Genomic DNA, 19,925 nt, shown 5'->3' with positions numbered 1-19,925 from the left:
ATGTCTCGGCGTGGCATGCTGGCGCGATGGCATCTCCCAGTGATCGCGCACCCCTTGCCGAACGGGTCGAGGAACTCCTCGCCGCCGGCGGCCCGTTGCCCATCGTCGCGGCCGGCGACCCGGTCCTGCGGCGCGGAACCGAGCGGTACGACGGCCAGTTGGCCCCGGCACTGCTGGCACGGTTCGTCGAGGCGCTGCGCGTCACCATGCACGCGGCACCGGGCGTGGGGCTGGCCGCGCCCCAGGTCGGGGTCCCGCTGCGGATCGCCGTCATCGAGGATCCTGCACCGGTGCCGCAGGAGGTGGCCGTCGCCCGCGGCCGGGTCCCACAGCCGTTCCGGGTGCTGGTCAACCCGGTCTACGAGCCCGTCGGCGCCGTCCGCGCCGCGTTCTTCGAGGGGTGCCTGAGCGTGCCCGGCTGGCAGGCGGTGGTGGCCCGGGCGGCGAGCGTGCGGCTGACCGGCGCGGACGAGCACGGGCACCCGGTGGACGAGGTCTTCACGGGGTGGCCGGCGCGCATCGTCCAGCACGAGACCGACCACCTCGACGGCACGCTGTACCTGGACAGGGCGGAGCTGCGCTCGCTTTCGTCGAACGAGGAGGTGGCGCGGCGCTGGGCCGGACCGACTCCGGCGACGGCGGCCGAGGCACTGGGCTTCGACCTGCCGTAGCCGCCGACGCCCCGCCAGGAGACGGGCCGACGGCACCTCGCGGGACGCGGGGGCCGCACCGCGACGTGCGGCCCCCGCCGGGTGGGGCGGGACCGGGCTCACCGTGCCGCAGGGGCCGGGGAGCGGCGGGCCGCCCCGGCCCGGCACGGCCCCCCTCGGCCTCAGCCGCGGTACGCCTCCAGCAGGCGCAACCACACCTCGCTCAGCGTCGGGTAGGACGGGACCGCGTGCCACAGGCGGCTGACCGGGACCTGTCCGGCCACGGCGACCGTCGCGGAGTGGATCAGCTCGCCGACCCCCGGCCCCACGAAGGTGACCCCGCGCAGGATCTCCTCGTCCAGGTCGACGACCATCCGCGCGCGGCCCTTGTACCCCTCGGCGTACAGCCCCGCTCCGGCCACGGACGAGAACTCGACGTCGACGGCCCGGACCCGGTGTCCCGCCTGCTCCGCCTCGGCGAGGGAGAGTCCGACGGCCGCCGCCTCGGGGTCGGTGAAGACGACCTGCGGTACCGCGTGGTGGTCGGCGGTGGCCGCGTGCGCGCTCCACGGTCCCTCCGGCAGCGGCGTGCCCGCGGCGCGCGCGGCGATGGTGTCGCCCGCGATCCGGGCCTGGTACTTGCCCTGGTGGGTGAGGAGTGCCCGGTGGTTGACGTCCCCCACGGCGTAGAGCCAGTCGGTGCCCTCGACCAGCAGGGTGTCGTCGACCGACAGCCAGGAGCCCGGCGCGAGGCCGACGGTGTCGAGTCCGATGTCGTCGGTGCCCGGGGCGCGTCCGGTGGCGAACAGGATCTCGTCGGCCTCGACACGGTCCCCCGCGTCGGTCACGGCGACCACGGTGCCGTTCTCGCGGGTCACCGACGCGACGGAGGTCCCGGTGCGGACGTCGACGCCGGCTTCCGCGAGCGCCTCGGCGACGAGTTCGCCGGCGAACGGCTCCATCCGGTTGAGCAGGCCCTTGCCGCGCACCAGGAGGGTGACCCGGGAGCCCAGGGCCTGCCAGGCGGTGGCCATCTCCGTGGCCACGACACCGCCGCCGACCACGATCAGCCGGCCGGGCGCCTCCTGTGCGCTGGTGGCCTCGCGGCTGGTCCAGGGCCTGACCTCGGCGAGCCCCGGCAGGCCGGGCAGCTGGGCGCGGGTGCCGGTGGCGACGGCCACGGCGTGCCGGGCGGTCAGGGTGGTCACGGTGCCGTCGGGTCCGGTCACGGTGACCGTACGGGGTCCGGCGAGCCGGCCGTGGCCGCGGTACAGGGCGGCGTCGATGCCGTCCAGCCAGGCGACCTGGCCGTCGTCCTTCCAGTTCGAGGTGAAGTAGTTGCGGCGGGCGAGGACCGCGGGGGTGTCGAGGGGGCCCTGGACCGCCTGGGCGAGGCCGGGCAGGCGGCGGGCGTCGGCCTGGGCGATGACCGGCCGCAGCAGGGCCTTGCTGGGCATACAGGCCCAGTACGAGCATTCGCCGCCGACGAGTTCGCTCTCCACGACCGCGGTGGAGAGACCGGCCGCACGGGTGCGGTCGGCCACGTTCTCCCCCACGGGCCCGGCCCCGAGCACCACGACGTCGTAAGCGATGGATTCCGTTTCCGTCATGGGGTCAGTCTCGCGGGTGGTGTGCGCTCGGGCCACATGGGTAGGGGGCCGGAATACCCGCCCGGTCGGGCACGTTGTGGCGAGCGGTTCCGCCCCGCACCGGGGCGCCCCCACATCAGGAAGAGGGAAGCACACATGAGCAGCACCGTGGAGCTCACCAAGGAGAACTTCGACCAGACGGTCACCGAGAACGAGTTCGTCCTCATCGACTTCTGGGCGTCGTGGTGCGGCCCGTGCCGGATGTTCGCCCCGGTCTACGAGAAGGCTGCGCAGGCCAACCCCGACCTGGTGTTCGCCAAGGTCGACACCGAGGCGCAGCCGGAGCTGGCGCAGGCCTTCGACATCCAGTCGATCCCGACCCTGATGATCGTCCGCGACCAGGTCGCCGTGTTCGCCCAGCCGGGCGCCCTGCCGGAGGCGGCCCTGGCGGACGTCATCGGCCAGGCCCGCAAGCTCGACATGGACGAGGTCCGCAAGAGCATCGCCGCACAGCAGGGCGACTCCCAGGGTGAGTGACAGCCTCTGACGGACGTCAGAAGGGGTAAGGTGCCACGTCACCGCGTACGGTCGTCCACCGCACGTTCGTGAACGCCTCCAGGTTGGCGTCGCCGCCGAACCGGGCTCCGGTGCCGGACGCGGCGACTCCGCCGAAGGGGGCCACCGCCTCGTCGTTCACGGTCTGGTCGTTGATGTGGACGATGCCGGTCGGGATACGCTCCGCGAGGTCCAGGCCGCGGGCGGTGTCGCGGGTGACGATGCCGAGCGAGAGTCCGTAGGAGCTGTCGGCCGCGAGGGCGGCGGCCTCCTCCGCGTCGGCGAAGGCGCGGACGGGCGCGACCGGTCCGAAGACCTCCTCGGCGTAGGCGGGCGTGCGGTCGTCGACGCCGGCCAGGACCGTGGGCCGGTAGAAGAGGTGCTCGTGGGTGCCGCCGGCGGCCAGTCGCGCGCCCTGGGCGGTGCTCGACTCCACCAGGCCGTGGATCTTGGCGAGTTGGGCGGCGTCGATGATCGGGCCGAGGTGGACCTGCTCGCGGTGCGGGTCGCCGACGGCGAGGGAGTCGGCCTTCGCGGCGAGGCGTTCGACGTACTCCTCGGCCAGCGAGCTGTGCACCAGGTGCCGTCCGGTGGTCATGCAGATCTGGCCCTGGTGGAAGAAGGATCCCCAGGCGGCCGTGGAGATCACCGCGTCGAGGTCGGCGTCCTCCAGGACGATCAGGGCGGAGTTGCCGCCGAGTTCGAGATGGGCACGCTTGAGGTGGCGGCCGGCGGCCTCGCCGACCGCGCGACCGGCCGCCGTGGAGCCGGTGAAGGAGATCACCGGCACCCGGGGGTCCGCCACCAGCGCCGCACCGACGTCGGCGCCGCCGGGCAGCACGTGCAGCAGCCCCTCCGGCAGCCCGGCCTCGGCGAACACCGCGGCGAGCGAGAGCCCGCCGCAGACGGCGGTGCGCGGATCCGGCTTGAGCACCACGCCGTTGCCGAGGGCGAGGGCGGGCGCCACCGAGCGGATGGAGAGGATCAGCGGCGCGTTGAACGGGGCGATCACCCCGACCACGCCGACCGGCACCCGGCGCGTGTACGACAGCCTCGGCGCCTCGCTGGGCAGTACCTGGCCGGCCGGCCGGGAGGCGAGGGCGGCGGCCTCGTAGCACTCCTGGGCGGCGACGTGCAGTTCGAAGTCGGCCTTGCCCGGTATGGAGCCGGACTCGCGGACGATCCACTCGCGCAGTTCGGCGGCGTGCTCCGTGAACAGGTCGCCCGCCCTGCGCAGGACCTGGGCGCGCACGAAGTGCGGTGCGCGGGCCCAGGCACGGTGCCCGGCGTGGGCGGCCGTGGCCGCCGGGGAGACATCGGCGGGGGCGGCGAGGGTGACCGTGCCGAGCGCGTCGCCGGTGGCGGGCTCGGTGACGTCGTACTGCGCGCCGGACAGGGCGCTCGCCTGCCAGGCCTTCGGGTCGAGCAACGGCATGACGGCTCTCCGTTCGTTCGCCGGGGTGGCGCGGCCCACGACGTCCGCGGACCGTTGGTTGAGCGCGCAACATCCTAGTGCGGAGGCCCGGAAACGCACCGCCCCCGACCAGGGTGGGCCATCAGCTGGACTCGCGCCGCACCACCGAGGCGCCGAGGACTCTGTGCGTCTCCGGCTCGTCGCCGCGGTCGCGCACCACGCGGTCGACCAGTTCGGCGAGTTCGCGGCCGGACGGCAGGTCGATGCGGACCGTGGAGAGGCGGGGGCGCAGCAGCCGGCCGAGCATCAGGTCGTCGGCGCCGACCACGGCCGTCTCGTCGGGGATGCGCACGCCCGCGTCCTGCAGGGCGCGCATGAACAGCATGGCGTACTCGTCGTTGTAGGCGAACACCCCGTCGATGCCCAGCTCCGGCCATCTGGCGGCGAGGGCGGCCGCCGAGCGCTCGGTGTAGCCGAGCGGCAACTCGGTCACCGTCGCGTCGGTGCCACGCAGGGCCTGGCGGACGCCTTCGAGCCGGGGCCGGGAGAAGGAGTCCAGGCCGGCGTCGTCCGGGACGACCACGCCGATCCGCCGCCGGCCGCGGGCGTAGAGGTGGGCGCCGGCGCAGTGGCCCACGACGCCGTGGTCCATCAGCAGGGCGTGGGCACCGTGGACGCGTTCGGGGCCGAGGGTCACCACGGCCCGGGCGCCCGCCCGCTTGAGGACAGCGACCCCCTCCGGGCCGAGTCCCGAGCCGGGCACCAGTACCGCCACCGGTCTCAGCTCGGCCCAGGAGCGGGCGGCTTCGTCGCCGCGGACGCCCGCGGTGCCGTACTGGACGACCGTGTAGTCGAGGCGGCTGAGGGCCCACTGGAGATCGTTGATGAACTGGCCGTACAGCGGACCCACGGGGATGGCGGGGGCGGGCATCAGGACCATGCGGCTGTGGCCGGCGCGCAGGGTGCGGGCGGCCGCGTGGGGGACGTACCCCAGTTCCTTCGCGGCCTGGTGGACCCGGTGGCGGGTGGGTTCGCTGATCCGGACGGCTCTGGTGTTGTTGAGGACGTAGGAGACGGTCGCGCGGGAGACGCCGGCCAGGCGGGCCACATCGGCGCTCGTGGGGACCGAGCGCGGTGTCGGCGACGCCGCCGAGGGCGGTTTCGGTATCTGCACCATGACGTACGGCATAGTGGCAGAAGGCCTGCGCCGGGGGACGCGCGGGGCGAGGTGATTCACCGTTGGACGAACTGGGGGCCAACCACCGGGCCGGGCGGGTCGGCGCGCGGCGGCCCGGAGGCGGCGGTCAGCGGGGCGGGTCCGTGCGGGTGACCCGGGCGACCAGGTCGGTCCAACCGGCTTCCAGGCGCTCCATCGACATCCCGCACTGCCTGGTCAGATGGTGGATCTGGGCGGGGTCCAGGTAGCCGAGCAGCGTCTGGGTGAGCAGTTCGCAGTCGGCGTCCGGCTGGATCTGCCGCAGCAGCATCATGACGTGCGTGCGCAGGGCCCGCAGCGAGGGGTGAGAGTAGCGCCGGGTGGGCTCCTGCTCGGCGGCCAGCCTGAGGTCCAGTTGTTCGGCCGTGCGGTACAGCACGGCGATGCCGAACGCCCGCAGCCGGTCCACCGGCGGGGCGCCGGGGCCCAGGGGCGGCGGGCCGCCGAGGAAGTCCGCCTGGAGCTGCCGTGAGGAATGGTCGAGCAGCGCCATGAGCAGTCCCGTGCGGTCGCCGAAGCGCCGGAAGACCGTGCCCTTGCCCACCTCGGCGGCCGCGGCCACGGCCTCCATGGTGACGCCGGCCACCCCGTGCTCGGCGATCAGCCGGGCGGCGGCCTCCAGTAGCCTGGCGCGGTTGCGGGCAGCGTCCGCGCGCAGGCAGGGCTCTTCCGGGGCGGGCCCCACTTCGAGCAACTCGGGGATGTCGAAGGGCTCCTGGGGCTGCGGGAAGGGCGGCAGGACGCTGGACATGAAGACAGCGTAAAGCATCGGGAACATAACTGGACCGTGGTCCGTTTGGGATGTTAGAAATAACCGGACCTTGGTCCGGTTATGTGACAGCAGTGTTTCAGCCCCCCTTGGAGTTCCCCCATGTCTGTCCGCATCCTTGCTCTCGTCGGCAGCCTCCGCGCCGGTTCGCACAACCGCCAGCTCGCCGAGGCGGCCGTCAAGCTCGCCCCCGAGGGTGCCGAGGTCGAGGTCTTCGAGGGCCTTGCCGACATCCCGTTCTACAACGAGGACATCGACGTCGAGGGCAGCGTCCCGGCCGCCGCCGCGAAGCTGCGCGAGGCCGCCCAGGCCGCCGACGCGTTCCTGCTCTTCTCCCCCGAGTACAACGGCACCATCCCGGCCGTCCTGAAGAACGCCATCGACTGGCTGTCCCGCCCGTACGGCGCCGGCGCCTTCGGCGGCAAGCCGGTCGCCGTCGTCGGCACCGCCTTCGGCCAGTTCGGCGGCGTGTGGGCGCAGGACGAGACCCGCAAGGCCGTCGGCATCGCCGGTGGCAAGGTGCTGGAGGACGTCAAGCTGTCCATCCCCGGCTCCGTGGTCCGCTTCGCCGAGACCCACCCGGCCGACGACGCCGAGGTGGCCGCGCAGCTCACCGAGGTCGTCGCGCGCCTGCACGGCAACGTGGGCGTGGCCGCCTGACGCACCTCCCGCACGCACCGCAGGGGCCGGAGCCGAGCTCCGGCCCCTGCGCGCGGTCAGTAGACGTCCCGGACGTAGCGCTTCTCCGCCGCCAGTTGTTTGACGTACGCCGTCGCCTCGTCCTCGGTGAGTCCGCCGTGCACGGCCGCGACGTCCCGCAGGGCGCGATCGACGTCCTTGGCCATCCGGGAGGCGTCGCCGCAGACGTAGAAGTGGGCGCCGTCCTGGAGCCAGGACCACAGTTGCGGGCCGTGCTCGCGCATCCGGTCCTGGACGTAGACCTTGGCGCGCTGGTCGCGGGAGAAGGCGGTGTCGAGGCGGCTCAGGGTGCCCTCCGCGCGCAGCGCCGTGAGCTCCTCCTCGTAGTAGAAGTCGGTGGCCCGGTGCTGTTCGCCGAAGAAGAGCCAGTTGGGAGCCCGGTGACCGCGGGCCCGGCGCTCCTCCAGGAAGCCTAGGAAGGGCGCCACGCCGGTGCCGGGGCCGACCATCACCATGGGGGTCGCCGCGTCGGCGGGCGGCCTGAAGTGCGGGGCGCGCTGGACGTGCACCGGGACCGGTGTGCCGGGCTCGGCGTCGGCGAGGAACGGGGAGCAGACTCCCTGCCGGGGGGTGCCGTGCAGGTTCTCGTACCGGACCACGGAGACGGTGAGCGAGACCTGGCGGGGGTCGGTCAGCGGGCTGGAGGAGATGGAGTACAGCCGCGGTTGCAGCCTGCCGAGGACGCCCGCCCAGTCCCCGGCTCCGGCCCTGATCCCGAACTCGGCGACGACGTCGACCGCCTGCCGCCCCCAGGACCACTTGGCCAGCTCGTCCTTGTTGTCGGGACGCAGCAGTTTCCGCAGCTCGCGCGGGTCACGGGCGCGGTCGGCGACGAAGCGCAACAGGCCGGGGGTGATCCGGGTGATGTCCAGGTGCCGCAACAGCGCTTCGGAGAGGGGCATTTCGCCGACTCCGCTGATCTCCACGGCGGTTGCGGCGTCGAGCCCGGTGACGTCCAGCCACTCCTGCACGAGGGGGGCCGAGTTGAGGGGCCGCACGCTCAGCGCGTCGCCCGCCTCGTATACGAGCGGGGCCGCGCCGTCGCCGATGTCGAAGGTGAACCTGCGGACCTCCTTCCCGGCGCCGGGCAGGCTGAGCAGCCGGTTGCCGACGAGGCGGGCGGCGGTGGGGGCGGGGCGCCGCGACCCGGCCGACGCGGGCGGAGCGGCGACCGCGGGCGGGGCGGCGACCGCGGGCAGGGAGATGACCGCGGGCGTGGAGGAAGGCGTGAGCGTGGAGGAAGGCGTGGGGGTGGGGGAAGGCGTGGGGGGCGCGTCCTTGAGTGCCGTGAGCACCTGGTCGAGCCAGGCCTCCGCCTGGGGCTCGTAGTCGGGTTCGCAGTCGGTGCGCGGGGCGAGCCGGACCGCGCCGAGTTCGTCCATACGGCTGTCCAGGCGTCGCCCGTGCCCGCAGAAGTCGTCGTAGCTGGAGTCACCGAAGGCCAGGACGGCGAACCGGCGTCCGGTGAGGCGGCCGGCGTCGAGGGCGGCCAGGCCGTCCCAGAAGCCGGCCCCGTTGTCGGGGGCGTCGCCGTCGCCGAAGGTACTGGTGATCAGCAGCAGGTCCGCGCCGCTGGGCAGGGCCGCCGGGTCGGCCTCGTCCATGGCGACGAGGGAGGCGGTGTGGCCGCGGGAGGTGAGCCGCTCGGCGGTGGTCGCGGCGAAGTCCTCGGCGTTGCCGGTCTGCGAGGCCCACAGGATCACCACCTGGCGGGAGGCCGGTGCGGGCGCCGGGTCGGCGGGTGCCGACGAGCGGGAGTACATGCCGGCGAGGGTGCCGTTGACCCACAGGGCGTGCTCGGGGCTGAAGGGCGCGTCGGGCGGCAGCACGGGGACGCCGGGAGCGCCGACCGGAATGCCCGCGAGGAATCCGACCAGGTAGTGCCGTTCGGTCTCGGTGAGGACCGGCGGCGGGGCGGGGGCCAGCCCGAAGACCGAGGCGGCGGCGGGCGGCACGGCGGTGGGCGCGAGGACGGTGGCGGGGGTCCGCTCGGTGTCCGGCACCTGCACGGTCACCGGGGTGGACACCTTGGTCAGCGAGACCGCGCACACCTTCAACTCGGGCTGGAAGGACAGCGGGTCGACGGCGTCGCTGGTCACCGCGTTGACGCTGAGGTACTCGCCGAACAGGTCGTTCCAGTGGAAGGGCGCAAAGCAGGAGCCGGGCCGCACCCGGTCGGTGACGACCGCCGGCAGCACCGCCCGGCCGCGCCGCGAGGCCACCTCGACGGAGTCGCCTGCGGCGATGCCGAGCGCGGTCGCGTCCGCCGGGTGGATCTCCACGAAGGGGCCCGGGTCGAGCTTGTTCAGCTTGGCGACCTTCGCGGTCTTGGTGAGGGTGTGCCACTGGTGCTGGAGCCGTCCGGTGTTCAGGACGAACGGGTAGTCGTCGTCGGGCATCTCGGCGGGTGCCAGGTGCGGGCGGGCGTGGAAGACGGCGCGGCCGGAGGCGGTGGCGAAGGTGAGGGACCCGTCGGCGGCGACGTACCGGACGGGGTTGCGGTCGGGGCCGCCGGGGGCGGCGGGCCACTGGACAGGGCCCTCGCGGAGCCGGTCGTAGGTCACGCCGCGCAGGTCGTAGCCGGTCCCCGGGTTGTGGAAGCGCTTGATCTCCTCGAAGACCTCCTCCGCGCTGTCGTAGCGGAAGCCGTCCTCGTAGCCCATCGCACGGGCGACCGCCGCGATCAGCCGCCAGTCGGCGACGGCCTCGCCCGGTGGGTCGGCGGCGGGCCGGGCGAGGGTGAGGTTGCGTTCGCTGTTGATGAGGACGCCCTCGGTCTCCGTCCACAGGGCGCCGGGCAGGACCACATCGGCGTAGGCGTTGGTCTCGGTGTCGGCGAAGACGTCCTGGGTGACGACGAACTCGGCGGCCTCCAGGCCCTCGATGACGGTCCTGCGGTTGCCGACGGAGGCGACCGGGTTGGTGCAGATGATCCAGCAGGCCTTGATCTCGCCGTCGGCCATCTTCCGGAACATCTCGACGGTGCCCCTGCCGACGCCGTCGGCCCGGATCGTGCCGGGCTCGAGACCCCAGACCTCCTCGACGAAGGCGCGGTCGGCGTCGGCCAGGACCGACCGCTGGCCGGGCAGTCCGGGGCCCATGTACCCCATTTCCCGGCCGCCCATGGCGTTGGGCTGCCCGGTCAGCGAGAACGGGCCGCTGCCGGGACGGCAGATCTTCCCGGTCGCGAGGTGCAGGTTGATCAGGGCGTTGGTGTTCCAGGTGCCGTGCGTGGACTGGTTGAGGCCCATGGTCCAGCAGCTGGTCCACTCCCCCGCCTCGCCGATCATCCGGGCCGCCGTGCGCAGGTCGGCCTCGGGGACACCGGTGATCTCGGCGACGGCGGCGGGCGGGTAGTCGGCCAGGAACTCCGGCATCGCCTCCCAGCCCTCGGTGTACGCGGCGACGAAGTCGGGGTCGGTGTGCCCGTTCGCGTGCAGGAGGTGCAGCAGGCCGTTCAGGAGGGCGAGGTCGGTGCCGGGTCTGACCTGGAGGAAGAGGTCGGCCTTGGCGGCGGTGGCGGTGCGGCGCGGGTCGACGACGATCAGCTTCGCGCCCGCCTTCACCCGGTCCATCACCCGCAGGAAGAGGACGGGGTGGCAGTCGGCCATGTTGGAGCCGACGACCAGGAAGACGTCCGCCTTGTCGAGGTCCTCGTAGGAGCCGGGCGGCCCGTCGGCGCCGAGGGAGAGCTTGTAGCCGGTGCCCGCGCTCGCCATGCACAGCCGGGAGTTCGACTCGATGTTGTTGGTGCGCAGATAGCCCTTGGTGAGCTTGTTCGCGAGGTACTGCGCTTCGAGGCTCAGCTGCCCCGAGACGTAGAGGGCGACCGCGTCCGGGCCGTGCTCGTCGACGAGCGCGCGCAGCCGCCGCGCGGTCTCGGCGACCGCCGCGTCCACGGCGGTGGGTACGGCCTCCTCACCCCGCTCGGGCCGCAGCAGGGCAGTGGTCAGCCGGCCGGGCGCGGCGAGCATGTCGGCGGTGGTGGCCCCCTTGGTGCACAGCCGCCCGAGGTTCGCGGGGTGCTCCTTGTCCCCGGACGCCTTCAGGACGGTACGGCGGCCGTCCGGGCCCCGGCCGATGTCCAGGACCATGCCGCAGCCCACCCCGCAGTACGAGCAGACCGTCCGCACCCGGTCGGTGCCGGTGCTGCGCGAGTCCGGCGCGGCCACGGGCGCCCCCTGTTCCTGCTGGTCGGCCTCTTCGGTTTCGGGCTCGACCGTATGGACCGCTGATTACGCGGGCGTCACCGCTCCCGATCGACGGGGGTTAAGCCCGCCGCACAGACCCGTGCACGGCGATGTGAGCGGACGCGTACGAGATGCGCGTCCCGACGACCTGATGGACGATGGGGGCGGTGCGGGAGGGGGCAGGCGAGGAGGACCGGGTGGACAGGGACACCTCCTCACGACGAGCGGCCACCGGCACCGCACCGGCCGCCTCCCCGGCAGCCGCCGCCTCCCCGGCGCCGGCCGCGCCGCCCGCCGGTATCGCCTACGTCGAGATGCTGCGCGGCATCGTCGAGGACTCCGGCGCCGGTTTCGCCGTCCTCGACACCGAGCTGCGCTACCTGTACGTCAATCCGCACATGGCGCGGATGACGGGGCTGCCCGCCGCCGCCTACCTCGGGCACCGGCTGGCCGAGGTGCTGCCGCACATCCAGCGCTCCGAGCAGGTGCTGCGGGACGTCCTGCGCGACGGACGGCCGCGCGAGCTGGTCGTCACCGGGCGGACCTGGGTGGACTCGCCGTACCAGGTCCGGGAGTGGCGCTGTGTGTACCACCGGCTCGTGGACAGCGCGGGCCGGGTGGTGGGAGTCGCCGGGGTGGGCCTGGAGATCAGTGAGCCGCAGCAGTACGTGTACGAGCTGGAGCGCGCCCACCGGCGGCTGGCACTGCTGGACGCCGCCGCGTCCCGGATCGGCACCGGCACCGATGTCGCCGGGACCTGCCGGGAACTGGCCGAGTTCGTCGTACCGGAGCTGGCGGACGCGGCCGGCGTGGAGCTGACCCCGCCGGACACCGTGGCGGCGCGGCGGGCACCGACCCGGCTCGCGGCGTACGCGACGCGTCCCGGGCTGGCCACGGGCCTGGCCGCGCTGGACGCGCGCGGTGAGCTGGTCGGCTGGCCCCGCGGCACCGGCACCCGGCGGAACCTGGCGGCGGGCCGCGTGTGGCGGCGCAACGCGATCACCGAGGCGCAGTGGCGGTCGCTGGTCCCGCGCTGGCCGCCCGCCCTGGCCTGCCTGACCGCGGGCGTCCACTCGGTACTGCTGGCACCGGTGGTCGCGGACGGCCGGGTGCTCGGCATCCTGCTGCTGGCCCGGGCCGGGGAGTCGGCGCCGTTCTCGACCGAGGACGCCACGGTGGCCCGCGAACTCGCCGCACGCGCGGCCCGTGCCCTGGACCGGGCGGTCCGCTTCCAGCGCGAGCACACCATGGCCCTGGAGCTGCAACGCGCCCTGCTCTCCGAGCCGGGCCAGTTGCAGCGGCACGCCGGTGTGGAGACGACCGCGCGCTACCGGCCGGCCGACGACGGTTCGCTGATCGGCGGTGACTGGTACGACGTCGTGGCGCTGCCCGGCGGCCGGACGATGCTGGTCATCGGGGACGTGATGGGCCACGGCGTCGACGCGGCCGTGGCCATGAGCCACTACCGTTCGACGCTGCGCGCCCTGGCCCTGGCGGGGCTCCCGCCGCGCCACATCCTGCAGCACGCGGACCGCATGGTCGCCGACTCCGGCTTCGAACGGGTGGCCACCTGCTTCCTGGCCCTCGGTGACGCGGACGTCGCCACGCTCACCTACGCGAGCGCCGGGCACCTGCCGCCGGCCTGGCTGACCCCCGAGGGCACGATGCAGCTGGTGCCGGTGCCGGTCGGCCCGCCGCTGGGCAGCGGGCTCGGCCGGTACGAGCAGCGGGTCACCCCGGAGCGCGGGGGTGTGCTGCTGCTGTACACCGACGGGCTGGTGGAGCGGCGCGGGGAGGACATCGACCGCGGTCTGGCACGGCTGACGACGCTGCCGCTGTCCCCCACCGATCCGCTGGACGAGATCGTCGACACCGTCCTGACCCGCCTCGCCGCCGGTTCGGAGGACGACATCGCGCTCCTCGCGGCCCGCGCCGTGCGCACGTGATCGGGCGGTCAGTCGTAGGTGAGCACCATGCGGAAGCGCGCGGCCCCGGTGAGCATCTTCCGGTAGGCCTCGTCCGCCTGCTCCAGCGGTACGGTCTCGATCGTCGGGCGGATCCCGTGCAGGGCGCTGAACTCCATGGTGTCCTGCACGTCCTGCGCCGTGCCGGAGGGGTGGCCGCGGACCACCCGGCCGGGCATGATCAGGTGGAACGGGGTGATGCCGAGGGGCTCGGGGTCGGCGCCGATCACCACCAGTTCACCGCGGGGCGCCAGCCCGTCCACGGCCGCCGTGATGGCCTGGGAGTTGCCCGCGGTGGCGAGGACCACCTTGGCGGCGCCGAGCGACCGGAGGGCCTCCGCGACGGGGGTCGCGGCCGTGGAGTCGACGTAGTGGTGGGCGCCGAGCTGCTTGGCGAGGTCGGCCTTCTCGGGGCCGCGGGCGACGGCCACCGTCTCGAAGCCCATGGCAACCGCGTACTTCACGCCGAGGTGGCCGAGCCCGCCGAGGCCGACGATCGCGACCAGGTCACCGGGTTGGGCGGGGCTGCGCCTGAGGCCGTTGAAGGTGGTCACGCCCGCACAGGCCATGGGTCCGGCGTCGGCCGCGGTCAGCCCGTCGGGGATCCGGGCCAGGGCGTCGACCGGCGCGATGACCTTCGTGCCGAAGCCGCCGTCGTAGGCCCAGCCGGGCGTCCTCATGGTCTCGCACACGACGAAGTCGCCCTGCCGGCAGGGCTTGCAGTGGCCGCAGCTGCCGCCGAACCAGCCGACCGCCACCCGGTCGCCGACGGCCCAGCCCCAGTCCTCGATGCCCTCGCCGATCTCCTCGATCCGCCCGGCGATCTCGTGCCCGGGCACCACGGGGAAGGTGATGCCCGGGACGACCGCGTCCACGAAGAGGGTGTCGCTGTGGCAGATGCCGCAGGCCTCCACCGCGATCCGCACATGGCGCGGTCCTGGCCGGGGCACCTCCCGCTCGACGATCTCGAACGACCCGCCCGCGGCGGACACCTGCGCGACTCGGTAGGTACTCATGACGCCTCTCCCGGAGCGGGTACGACGGAAACGGTCCGCCCCTCCCCCAGCACACCAGCTCCGGACCGATCACGCGCGCCGAGCCGTGATCACGAGGTGATGCCCTGGTACTGGTTCCAGGTGTAGGCGAGGTCGGGTGCGGCGGGCCGGCCCGGCCAGGAGAAGTAGTCCCAGACGAGTTCGGCGGGGTGCGTGGCGAGGTGGCCCCGGCCGGGCAGGTCGTCGGCGTCGTCCCAGGCCCACGGCGGGTTGGCCGCGTCGGTGTCGCAGGCGCCGTCGGCCGGGCCGAGTACCCCCCGTTATGTTCTTCGCGGTCCTGCAAGAGGGCCGCTGGCCTCCGGGCCCGGCATGGCTGTTCCCCCCTGTCGAACGGATGACCTGGGGGGTGGTGCCACCGGGTCCGAGAGGCGCCGTTGGAGACGCTGATGAGAGGTCCGACTACCGCCCGGCCTGGCGCAACGCCCGGCCGCTTGCGGGCGGCAGGTCTGCATAACGTGGATGCGCGCACGACGCCAATGCCCCGGCCAGCACGCACGACATCCGTTCGGGAGGACGGCTTGTACGACAGCGACGAGATAGGCGTCTTCCTGGGCCTGGACGTCGGCAAGACGAACCATCACGGGCACGGGCTCACCCCGGCCGGCAAGAAGGTCTTCGACAAGCAGCTGCCCAACACCGAACCCAAACTGCGGGAGGTCTCCACCAAGCTGAAGACCAAGTTCGGCACCGTGCTGGTCATCGTGGACCAGCCCGCCTCGATCGGAGCCCTCCCGCTCACGGTCGCCCGGGACGCGGGCTGCCAGGTCGCCTACCTGCCTGGCCTGGCCATGCGCCGGATCGCCGACCTGTATCCGGGCGAGGCGAAGACCGACGCCCGCGACGCAGCCGTGATCGCCGACGCCGCCCGGACGATGCCGCACACCCTGCGCTCGCTGGAACTGACCGACGAGATCACCGCCGAACTGACCGTGCTGGTCGGCTTCGACCAGGACCTGGCGGCCGAGGCCACCCGCACCAGCAACCGGATACGCGGCCTGCTCACCCAGTTCCACCCCAGCCTGGAGCGCGTCCTTGGCCCCCGGCTCGACCACCAGGCCGTCACCTGGCTGCTGGAACGCTACGGATCCCCCGCCGCCCTGCGAAAGGCCGGACGCCGCAAACTCGTCGAGGTCATACGGCCCAAGGCCCCGCGCATGGCCACCCGGCTGATCGACGACGTCTTCGACGCCCTCGACGAACAGACCGTCGTCGTTCCCGGCACCGGCACCCTCGACATCGTCATCCCCTCGCTGGCCCGCTCTCTCGGAGCCGTCCACGAACAGCGACGGGCACTCGAAGCCCAGATCGAGGCCCTGCTGGAGGATCACCCTCTTTCCAAGGTCCTGACGTCGCTGCCCGGCGTCGGCGTCAGGACCGCCGCCACACTGCTGGTCACCGTCGGCGACGGCACCAGCTTCCCCACCGCCGCTCACCTGGCCTCTTACGCCGGCCTCGCCCCCACGACCAAATCCTCCGGGACCTCGATCCACGGCGAACACGCACCCCGCGGCGGCAACCGGCAGCTCAAGCGGGCGATGTTCCTGTCCGCGTTCGCAGCCCTGCACGATCCCGCCTCCCGCACCTACTACGACAAATGCCGGGCCAGAGGAAAGACCCACACCCAGGCACTGCTCCGCCTGGCCCGACAACGGATCAACGTGCTGTTCGCGATGCTCCGCGACGGCACCTTCTACGAACCCAGAACCCCACGCCTCGCTTGACGAAAGACATAGAGGCACCCCCCCCGCGCCGCACTTGGCGCCGTAGGGGTTGGGGCCGTCGTCGCCGGCGAAGGTGTCCGGGGTCGCGAACAGCGTGGTGAGGTCGCGCTTCGCCCACATGCCGTCGGCGGCGAAGATGTCGGTCGTTCGGTGAAGTCGACCTGCCGGTAGGGCGGTTGACGCTGTGGGCCGGTGGTGCGTGTGGTGCCGCGGGCACGATACAGCGCGCCGACTGCGCGGCGGGGGACCCGAGGCGATCCTGCGCGTCCTGCGCCCCCGCGACCTGGACCGGCCGATCGACCTGTCGACGGTTGGACCCGTCCGGTCGTCACCCGCGCCAGATCTTCCGGTACGCCTCCCGGTAGCCCGCCGGGTCCCAGGTGGTCGCCCCGTGCGAGTCGCCCGCGGTGGCGATGTGCACGGGGGCCGCGTATCCGCTGGGCCGGGCGTGCGAGAAGGCGCGGTTGAACTCGTCGACGATCTGCCAGCCCTGCTGGGTCAGCGGCTCCGGGACGGTGGCGGACTGGTACTGGCCGCTGTTGATGCGCTGGAAGGCCGAGGGATCGCCGTCCCCCGCCCCGATGTTGTACGGCGGTCCCGCACCCGGTGCGCCGGCCGCGCGCAGGGCGGGGGCGGCGTCGGCGAAGTAGAGGTCGTTGATGGCGACGGAGTGCGTCCAGCGGGCGCCGAACCGGGACAGGAGGGAGGCCACCTCGCGCGGGGTCCGGGTGCTCGCGTCCGGGATGGGGATGTTCTCGTACGCGAGGACGTGCACGCCCGCGCAGGTCGCGAGTTCCGCCGCGATCAGCCGGGACTTGGTGCGGGCGAACGGGATGGAGTCGTCGGTGAAGATCACGGCACCCGCCCGCCCGCGCGAGTTCTGGATGATCCACCGGGCGCTGATCCGGGCGACGTCCTGGACGTGTGTGGTGACGTTGGTGAAGAGCGGGGGCCGTCGGCTGGGACCGGGGGCGGCGACCGCGTGCCAGCCGACCAGCGGGATGTGCCGGGCGGCGGCCCGGGCGACCTGCTGCGAGGTGGTGCCGGGGTCGAAGCCGCCGACGACGATGCCGGAGGGCCTGAGCGCGACCGCCTGGCCCATCGCCGCCTGGATGCCGGCCGGGGTGCCGCCGCCGTCGATCACCCGGACGTTCCAGCCGACGATCCGCGCCGCCTCCCGGACGCCCTGCTCGGCCCCGGCGACCCCGGGGTTGGTCATGGTCTGGGCCACGTAGACGAGGGACTTGCCGGTCACCGCGCGCGGCCCGGTGGTGGGGCCGTTCCAGGGGACGTCGGTGTGTTCCGCGCGCGCGACGGCGGCGCGGGCGGCCTTGTAGGCGGCGGGGCAGCCGCTCGGACCGGTGGCCGACTCCCCCGGGACGTGCCGCGCCGGCCCGTGTGCACAGCCGGTGAGCAGGCCCGCGGCCGCCAGCAGGGCGACCGCGCCCCTGGCGAACCGGCCGGACCGGCTCCCGGGTCGCCCTTCCGGGGCGGGGGTGGCGGCGCGCGGCGTGCCGGGGCTCATTCGGTGCCGCCCTCCGCCGGCTCCGGCGGGCCGGGCGGGAGGCCGGGGCCGGCGCGCAGACGGCGCCGGGACGCGTAGCCGGCGAGGCCCACGGCGATCAGCAGGGTGCCGCCGTAGAAGAGGGGCACGGTCCAGAAGTCGGCGCCCAGCTGGCCGATGCCGGTGAGGCCGACGGCGAGCACCGCGACGGCGACGACCGTGCCGAGCACGTTCGGGCGGCCGGGCCGGATCGCCGTCGAGCCGAGGAGGGCCCCGGTGAAGGCGGGCAGCAGGTAGTCGAGGCCGACGCTGGGGTTGCCCTGTTGCTGCTGGGCGGCGAGCAGCACCCCGGCCAGGCCGACCAGCAGTCCCGCCGCGGTGAACGCGTACACCGTGCAGGTACGGGTCCGGACGCCGACCAGTTCGGCCGCGCGCGGGTTGGAGCCGACGACGTACAGGTACCGGCCGAGCGGCAGCCGCTCCAGCACCAGCCAGAGGACGGCGGCGAGGCCGAGGACGTAGAAGGCGGGGACCGGCAGGCCGAGGAACCGGGCGTCGTAGAGGTCGGTGAAGGCGGGCGGCAGGCCCTGGGGGCCCGGCACGACCCGGCTGCCGCCGGTGACCCAGCCGGTGATCGCGTACATCATGCTGCCGGTGCCGAGGGTGGCGATGAAGGAGTCGATCCGTCCGAACTCCACGACGACCCCGTTGAGGACCCCGCCGGCGGCGCCGCCCACGACCACGGCGAGGCAGGCGAGCGGCCAGGGCCAGCCCTCGTCGACGATCAGCTTCAGCACCAGGACGTGGGCGAGACCGAGGCCGTAGCCGAGGGAGAGGTCGAACGAGCCGGTGACGATGGGGACCATGGCGGCGAGGGCGAGGACGGCCGGGATGGACTGGGTGGACAGGATCGAGTCGGCGGTGTCGAGAGTGGGGAAGGTCCGGGGCAGCGCGAGCGAGAAGACCAGGACGAGCAGGACGGTGAGAGCGGGCAGGCCGTAGGAGCCGATCAGGTGGCCGGCGGGGCGGGGCGCGCGGCCGGTCATCGGCCGCCCCCGGTTCCGGACGGGGGCACGGCCGAGGCGGCCCGGGTGAGCGCCGCGGCGGTGAGGGCGCCGCCGCCGGGCTCGGCCGTCACCGAGCCGCGGACCAGGACCAGGGCGCGCCGGCAGACGTCGGCGACCTCGTCGAAGTCGGTGGAGACCAGCAGGATGGCGAGCCCCCGGGCGAGGGCGTCGTCGAGGAGCCGGTGGATCGCGTCCTTGGCGCCGATGTCGACGCTCGCGGTGGGTTCCTCCAGGATCAGCAGCCGGGGCCCGACCCGCAGCCAGCGGCCGATCATGACCTTCTGCTGGTTGCCGCCGGAGAGGGTGGCGACGGGCGCCTCGGGGTCGCCGGGACGCACCGCGAGTGCCCTGATCAGTGCGGCGGCCTCGGCCCGTTCCCGGCGCGGGCCGATCCGGGCGAGCGCCGAGACGCCGTCGGCCCGGGGGTTGGCGAGCAGGTTCTCGCGCACGGTCAGCCGCGGGAGCAGGCCCTCGCGGAGGCGGTCGCCGGGGACCAGGCCGACCCCGCGGGCGACGGCGTCGGCGACCGTGCCGGGGCGGTAGGGCCGGCCGTCGAGCGTGGCCGTGCCGCCGAGGACGGGCAGGGCGCCCGCGAGCGCACGGCCGAGTTCGACGTGTCCGGCACCGGAGAGACCGACGAGGCCCACGGACTCGCCTGCCCGCAGTGTCAGGCTCACCGGGCCCGTGCCGGTGGTGCGGAAGCCGTCGAGGGTGAGGACGACCGCACCCGGCGCACCACCGGCAGCGGTGGGACGCCTGCCGGGGGGCTGCTCGCCGATGATGTCGTGGACGAGCCGGGCGGCCCCGTACCCGGCGAGTCGGCCGTGGCTGACCAGCCGGCCGTCGCGCAGCACGGCGAAGGTGTCGGCGACCTGGTGGACCTCGTCGAGGCGGTGGCTGACGTAGAGGATCGCGCGGCCCTGGTCGCGCAGGTCGTGCAGGACCTGGAAGAGCCGGGCGCAGTCGGCGGCCGGCAGGCGGGCGGTGGGCTCGTCGAGGACGATGAGCCGCGCGTCGACCGCGAGGGCCCGCGCGAGGGCGACCAGGGAGCGCTCGGCGGGGGCGAGCCCGGCGAGGGGCTCGTCGGGGTCGAGGTGGGCGGCGACGGTCCGCAGGGCCTCGGCACAGCGCTCGCGGGTGCGGCGCCAGGAGATCAGGCCGGCGCGGCGTGGATATCCGCCGACCAGGGCTACGTTCTCGGCGACCGTCATCCAGTCCACGAGTCCCAGGTCCTGGTGGATGAAGGACATCGCGCGGGTGGCGGCACGGCTGCCGAGGGGCTGTCCGGCGACGGCGATCCGGCCCGCGTCCGGACGGTGGACGCCGGCGAGCACCTTGATGAGCGTGGACTTCCCGGCACCGTTGGGCCCGAGCAGGGCGAGGACGCCGCCGGCGTGGACGTCGAGGTCGACGCCGTCCAGTGCGAGGGTGCCGCCGAACCGTTTGACGAGCCCGCGGACGGCGAGCACGGGTTCCGGCGCGACGGGGCGAGCCGCGTCCTGACCGGGAGCGTCACACACGATAGAAAATTA

14 protein-coding genes are annotated in these 19,925 nt (G+C 73.8%); 5 read left to right on the top strand and 9 right to left on the bottom strand.

Going from position 1 to position 19,925, the window contains the following annotated elements; translation table 11 throughout:
- Positions 1–26: 26 nt before the first annotated feature.
- The gene (locus ACZ3KP_RS02040) at positions 27–671 is read left to right on the top strand and encodes a peptide deformylase (protein WP_467495620.1); all 645 of its coding nucleotides are present in this window, start codon (positions 27–29) and stop codon (positions 669–671) included.
- 161 nt (positions 672–832) lie between these two features.
- Here ACZ3KP_RS02040 and ACZ3KP_RS02035 read toward each other — a convergent pair whose 3' ends face one another.
- A complete protein-coding gene (locus tag ACZ3KP_RS02035; protein WP_467495618.1) occupies positions 833–2,260 on the bottom strand; it encodes a dihydrolipoyl dehydrogenase family protein in 1,428 nt (475 codons plus the stop codon).
- Positions 2,261–2,395: 135 nt separating this feature from the next.
- On the opposite strand from ACZ3KP_RS02035, the gene trxA reads away from it, so the two are divergent.
- Positions 2,396–2,776 (top strand): thioredoxin, encoded by a 381-nt coding sequence (gene trxA, locus ACZ3KP_RS02030; RefSeq protein WP_358983964.1) that lies wholly within the window; start codon positions 2,396–2,398, stop codon positions 2,774–2,776.
- 16 nt (positions 2,777–2,792) lie between these two features.
- On the opposite strand, the gene ACZ3KP_RS02025 is transcribed toward trxA, so the two are convergent.
- From ACZ3KP_RS02025 to ACZ3KP_RS02015, 3 genes are all read right to left on the bottom strand, one after another.
- Entirely contained in the window at positions 2,793–4,229 is a 1,437-nt protein-coding gene (locus ACZ3KP_RS02025) for an aldehyde dehydrogenase family protein (RefSeq protein WP_467495615.1), read from the bottom strand.
- Between the two features lie 121 nt (positions 4,230–4,350).
- On the bottom strand, positions 4,351–5,397 hold the full coding sequence (locus ACZ3KP_RS02020; RefSeq protein ID WP_467495613.1) for a LacI family DNA-binding transcriptional regulator: 1,047 nt from the start codon (positions 5,395–5,397) through the stop codon (positions 4,351–4,353).
- Positions 5,398–5,512: 115 nt separating this feature from the next.
- Positions 5,513–6,193 (bottom strand): TetR/AcrR family transcriptional regulator, encoded by a 681-nt coding sequence (locus tag ACZ3KP_RS02015; protein ID WP_467496748.1) that lies wholly within the window; start codon positions 6,191–6,193, stop codon positions 5,513–5,515.
- A 102-nt stretch (positions 6,194–6,295) separates the two neighbouring features.
- Here ACZ3KP_RS02015 and ACZ3KP_RS02010 point away from each other — a divergent pair, with 102 nt between their 5' ends.
- The gene (locus tag ACZ3KP_RS02010) at positions 6,296–6,853 is read left to right on the top strand and encodes an NAD(P)H-dependent oxidoreductase (RefSeq protein WP_366890330.1); all 558 of its coding nucleotides are present in this window, start codon (positions 6,296–6,298) and stop codon (positions 6,851–6,853) included.
- 56 nt (positions 6,854–6,909) lie between these two features.
- On the opposite strand, the gene ACZ3KP_RS02005 is transcribed toward ACZ3KP_RS02010, so the two are convergent.
- A complete protein-coding gene (locus ACZ3KP_RS02005) occupies positions 6,910–10,986 on the bottom strand; it encodes a molybdopterin-dependent oxidoreductase (protein WP_467496746.1) in 4,077 nt (1,358 codons plus the stop codon).
- 293 nt (positions 10,987–11,279) lie between these two features.
- Between ACZ3KP_RS02005 and ACZ3KP_RS02000 the strand changes: the two genes are divergently transcribed.
- Positions 11,280–13,028, top strand: a complete 1,749-nt coding sequence (locus tag ACZ3KP_RS02000; protein ID WP_467495610.1) for a SpoIIE family protein phosphatase — start codon at positions 11,280–11,282, stop codon at positions 13,026–13,028.
- An 8-nt stretch (positions 13,029–13,036) separates the two neighbouring features.
- On the opposite strand, the gene ACZ3KP_RS01995 is transcribed toward ACZ3KP_RS02000, so the two are convergent.
- Entirely contained in the window at positions 13,037–14,062 is a 1,026-nt protein-coding gene (locus tag ACZ3KP_RS01995) for an alcohol dehydrogenase (RefSeq protein ID WP_467495608.1), read from the bottom strand.
- A 557-nt stretch (positions 14,063–14,619) separates the two neighbouring features.
- On the opposite strand from ACZ3KP_RS01995, the gene ACZ3KP_RS01990 reads away from it, so the two are divergent.
- Positions 14,620–15,822, top strand: a complete 1,203-nt coding sequence (locus tag ACZ3KP_RS01990) for an IS110 family RNA-guided transposase (protein WP_467495606.1) — start codon at positions 14,620–14,622, stop codon at positions 15,820–15,822.
- Between the two features lie 328 nt (positions 15,823–16,150).
- Here the strand turns inward: ACZ3KP_RS01990 and ACZ3KP_RS01985 are convergent, their stop codons facing one another.
- Genes ACZ3KP_RS01985 through ACZ3KP_RS01975 form a run of 3 tightly spaced genes read right to left on the bottom strand, consistent with a single transcriptional unit; the run spans position 16,151 to position 19,913 of the window.
- Positions 16,151–17,347, bottom strand: a complete 1,197-nt coding sequence (locus ACZ3KP_RS01985; RefSeq protein ID WP_467495604.1) for a substrate-binding domain-containing protein — start codon at positions 17,345–17,347, stop codon at positions 16,151–16,153.
- Positions 17,344–18,372, bottom strand: coding sequence for an ABC transporter permease (locus ACZ3KP_RS01980; RefSeq protein ID WP_467495602.1), 1,029 nt, complete (start codon positions 18,370–18,372; stop codon positions 17,344–17,346). Before ACZ3KP_RS01980 ends, ACZ3KP_RS01985 begins: the two co-directional genes overlap by 4 nt.
- Positions 18,369–19,913 carry a sugar ABC transporter ATP-binding protein gene (locus tag ACZ3KP_RS01975; protein WP_467495600.1) on the bottom strand — a complete coding sequence of 515 codons (1,545 nt, stop codon included), beginning with the start codon at positions 19,911–19,913 and terminating at the stop codon, positions 18,369–18,371. The genes ACZ3KP_RS01980 and ACZ3KP_RS01975 overlap by 4 nt, the downstream gene beginning before the upstream one ends.
- Positions 19,914–19,925 lie beyond the last annotated feature (12 nt).

The organism is Streptomyces sp. NPDC020958, from assembly GCF_055562175.1.
Note: the sequence above shows the minus strand (reverse complement) of the source record. Positions and strands in the feature narration are given on the sequence as shown.

What these genes read in the sequence shown, in the direction of transcription:
- ACZ3KP_RS02035 (WP_467495618.1), bottom strand. Translation starts at nt 2,260, where the DNA reads ATGACGGAAACGGAATCCATCGCTTACGACGTCGTGGTGCTCGGGGCC.
- ACZ3KP_RS02005 (WP_467496746.1), bottom strand. Translation starts at nt 10,986, where the DNA reads ATGGTCCTGGACATCGGCCGGGGCCCGGACGGCCGCCGTACCGTCCTG.
- ACZ3KP_RS02020 (WP_467495613.1), bottom strand. Translation starts at nt 5,397, where the DNA reads ATGCCGTACGTCATGGTGCAGATACCGAAACCGCCCTCGGCGGCGTCG.
- ACZ3KP_RS02010 (WP_366890330.1), top strand. Translation starts at nt 6,296, where the DNA reads ATGTCTGTCCGCATCCTTGCTCTCGTCGGCAGCCTCCGCGCCGGTTCG.
- trxA (WP_358983964.1), top strand. Translation starts at nt 2,396, where the DNA reads ATGAGCAGCACCGTGGAGCTCACCAAGGAGAACTTCGACCAGACGGTC.
- ACZ3KP_RS01985 (WP_467495604.1), bottom strand. Translation starts at nt 17,347, where the DNA reads ATGAGCCCCGGCACGCCGCGCGCCGCCACCCCCGCCCCGGAAGGGCGA.
- ACZ3KP_RS01995 (WP_467495608.1), bottom strand. Translation starts at nt 14,062, where the DNA reads ATGAGTACCTACCGAGTCGCGCAGGTGTCCGCCGCGGGCGGGTCGTTC.
- ACZ3KP_RS02040 (WP_467495620.1), top strand. Translation starts at nt 27, where the DNA reads ATGGCATCTCCCAGTGATCGCGCACCCCTTGCCGAACGGGTCGAGGAA.
- ACZ3KP_RS01980 (WP_467495602.1), bottom strand. Translation starts at nt 18,372, where the DNA reads ATGACCGGCCGCGCGCCCCGCCCCGCCGGCCACCTGATCGGCTCCTAC.
- ACZ3KP_RS02025 (WP_467495615.1), bottom strand. Translation starts at nt 4,229, where the DNA reads ATGCCGTTGCTCGACCCGAAGGCCTGGCAGGCGAGCGCCCTGTCCGGC.
- ACZ3KP_RS02015 (WP_467496748.1), bottom strand. Translation starts at nt 6,193, where the DNA reads ATGCTTTACGCTGTCTTCATGTCCAGCGTCCTGCCGCCCTTCCCGCAG.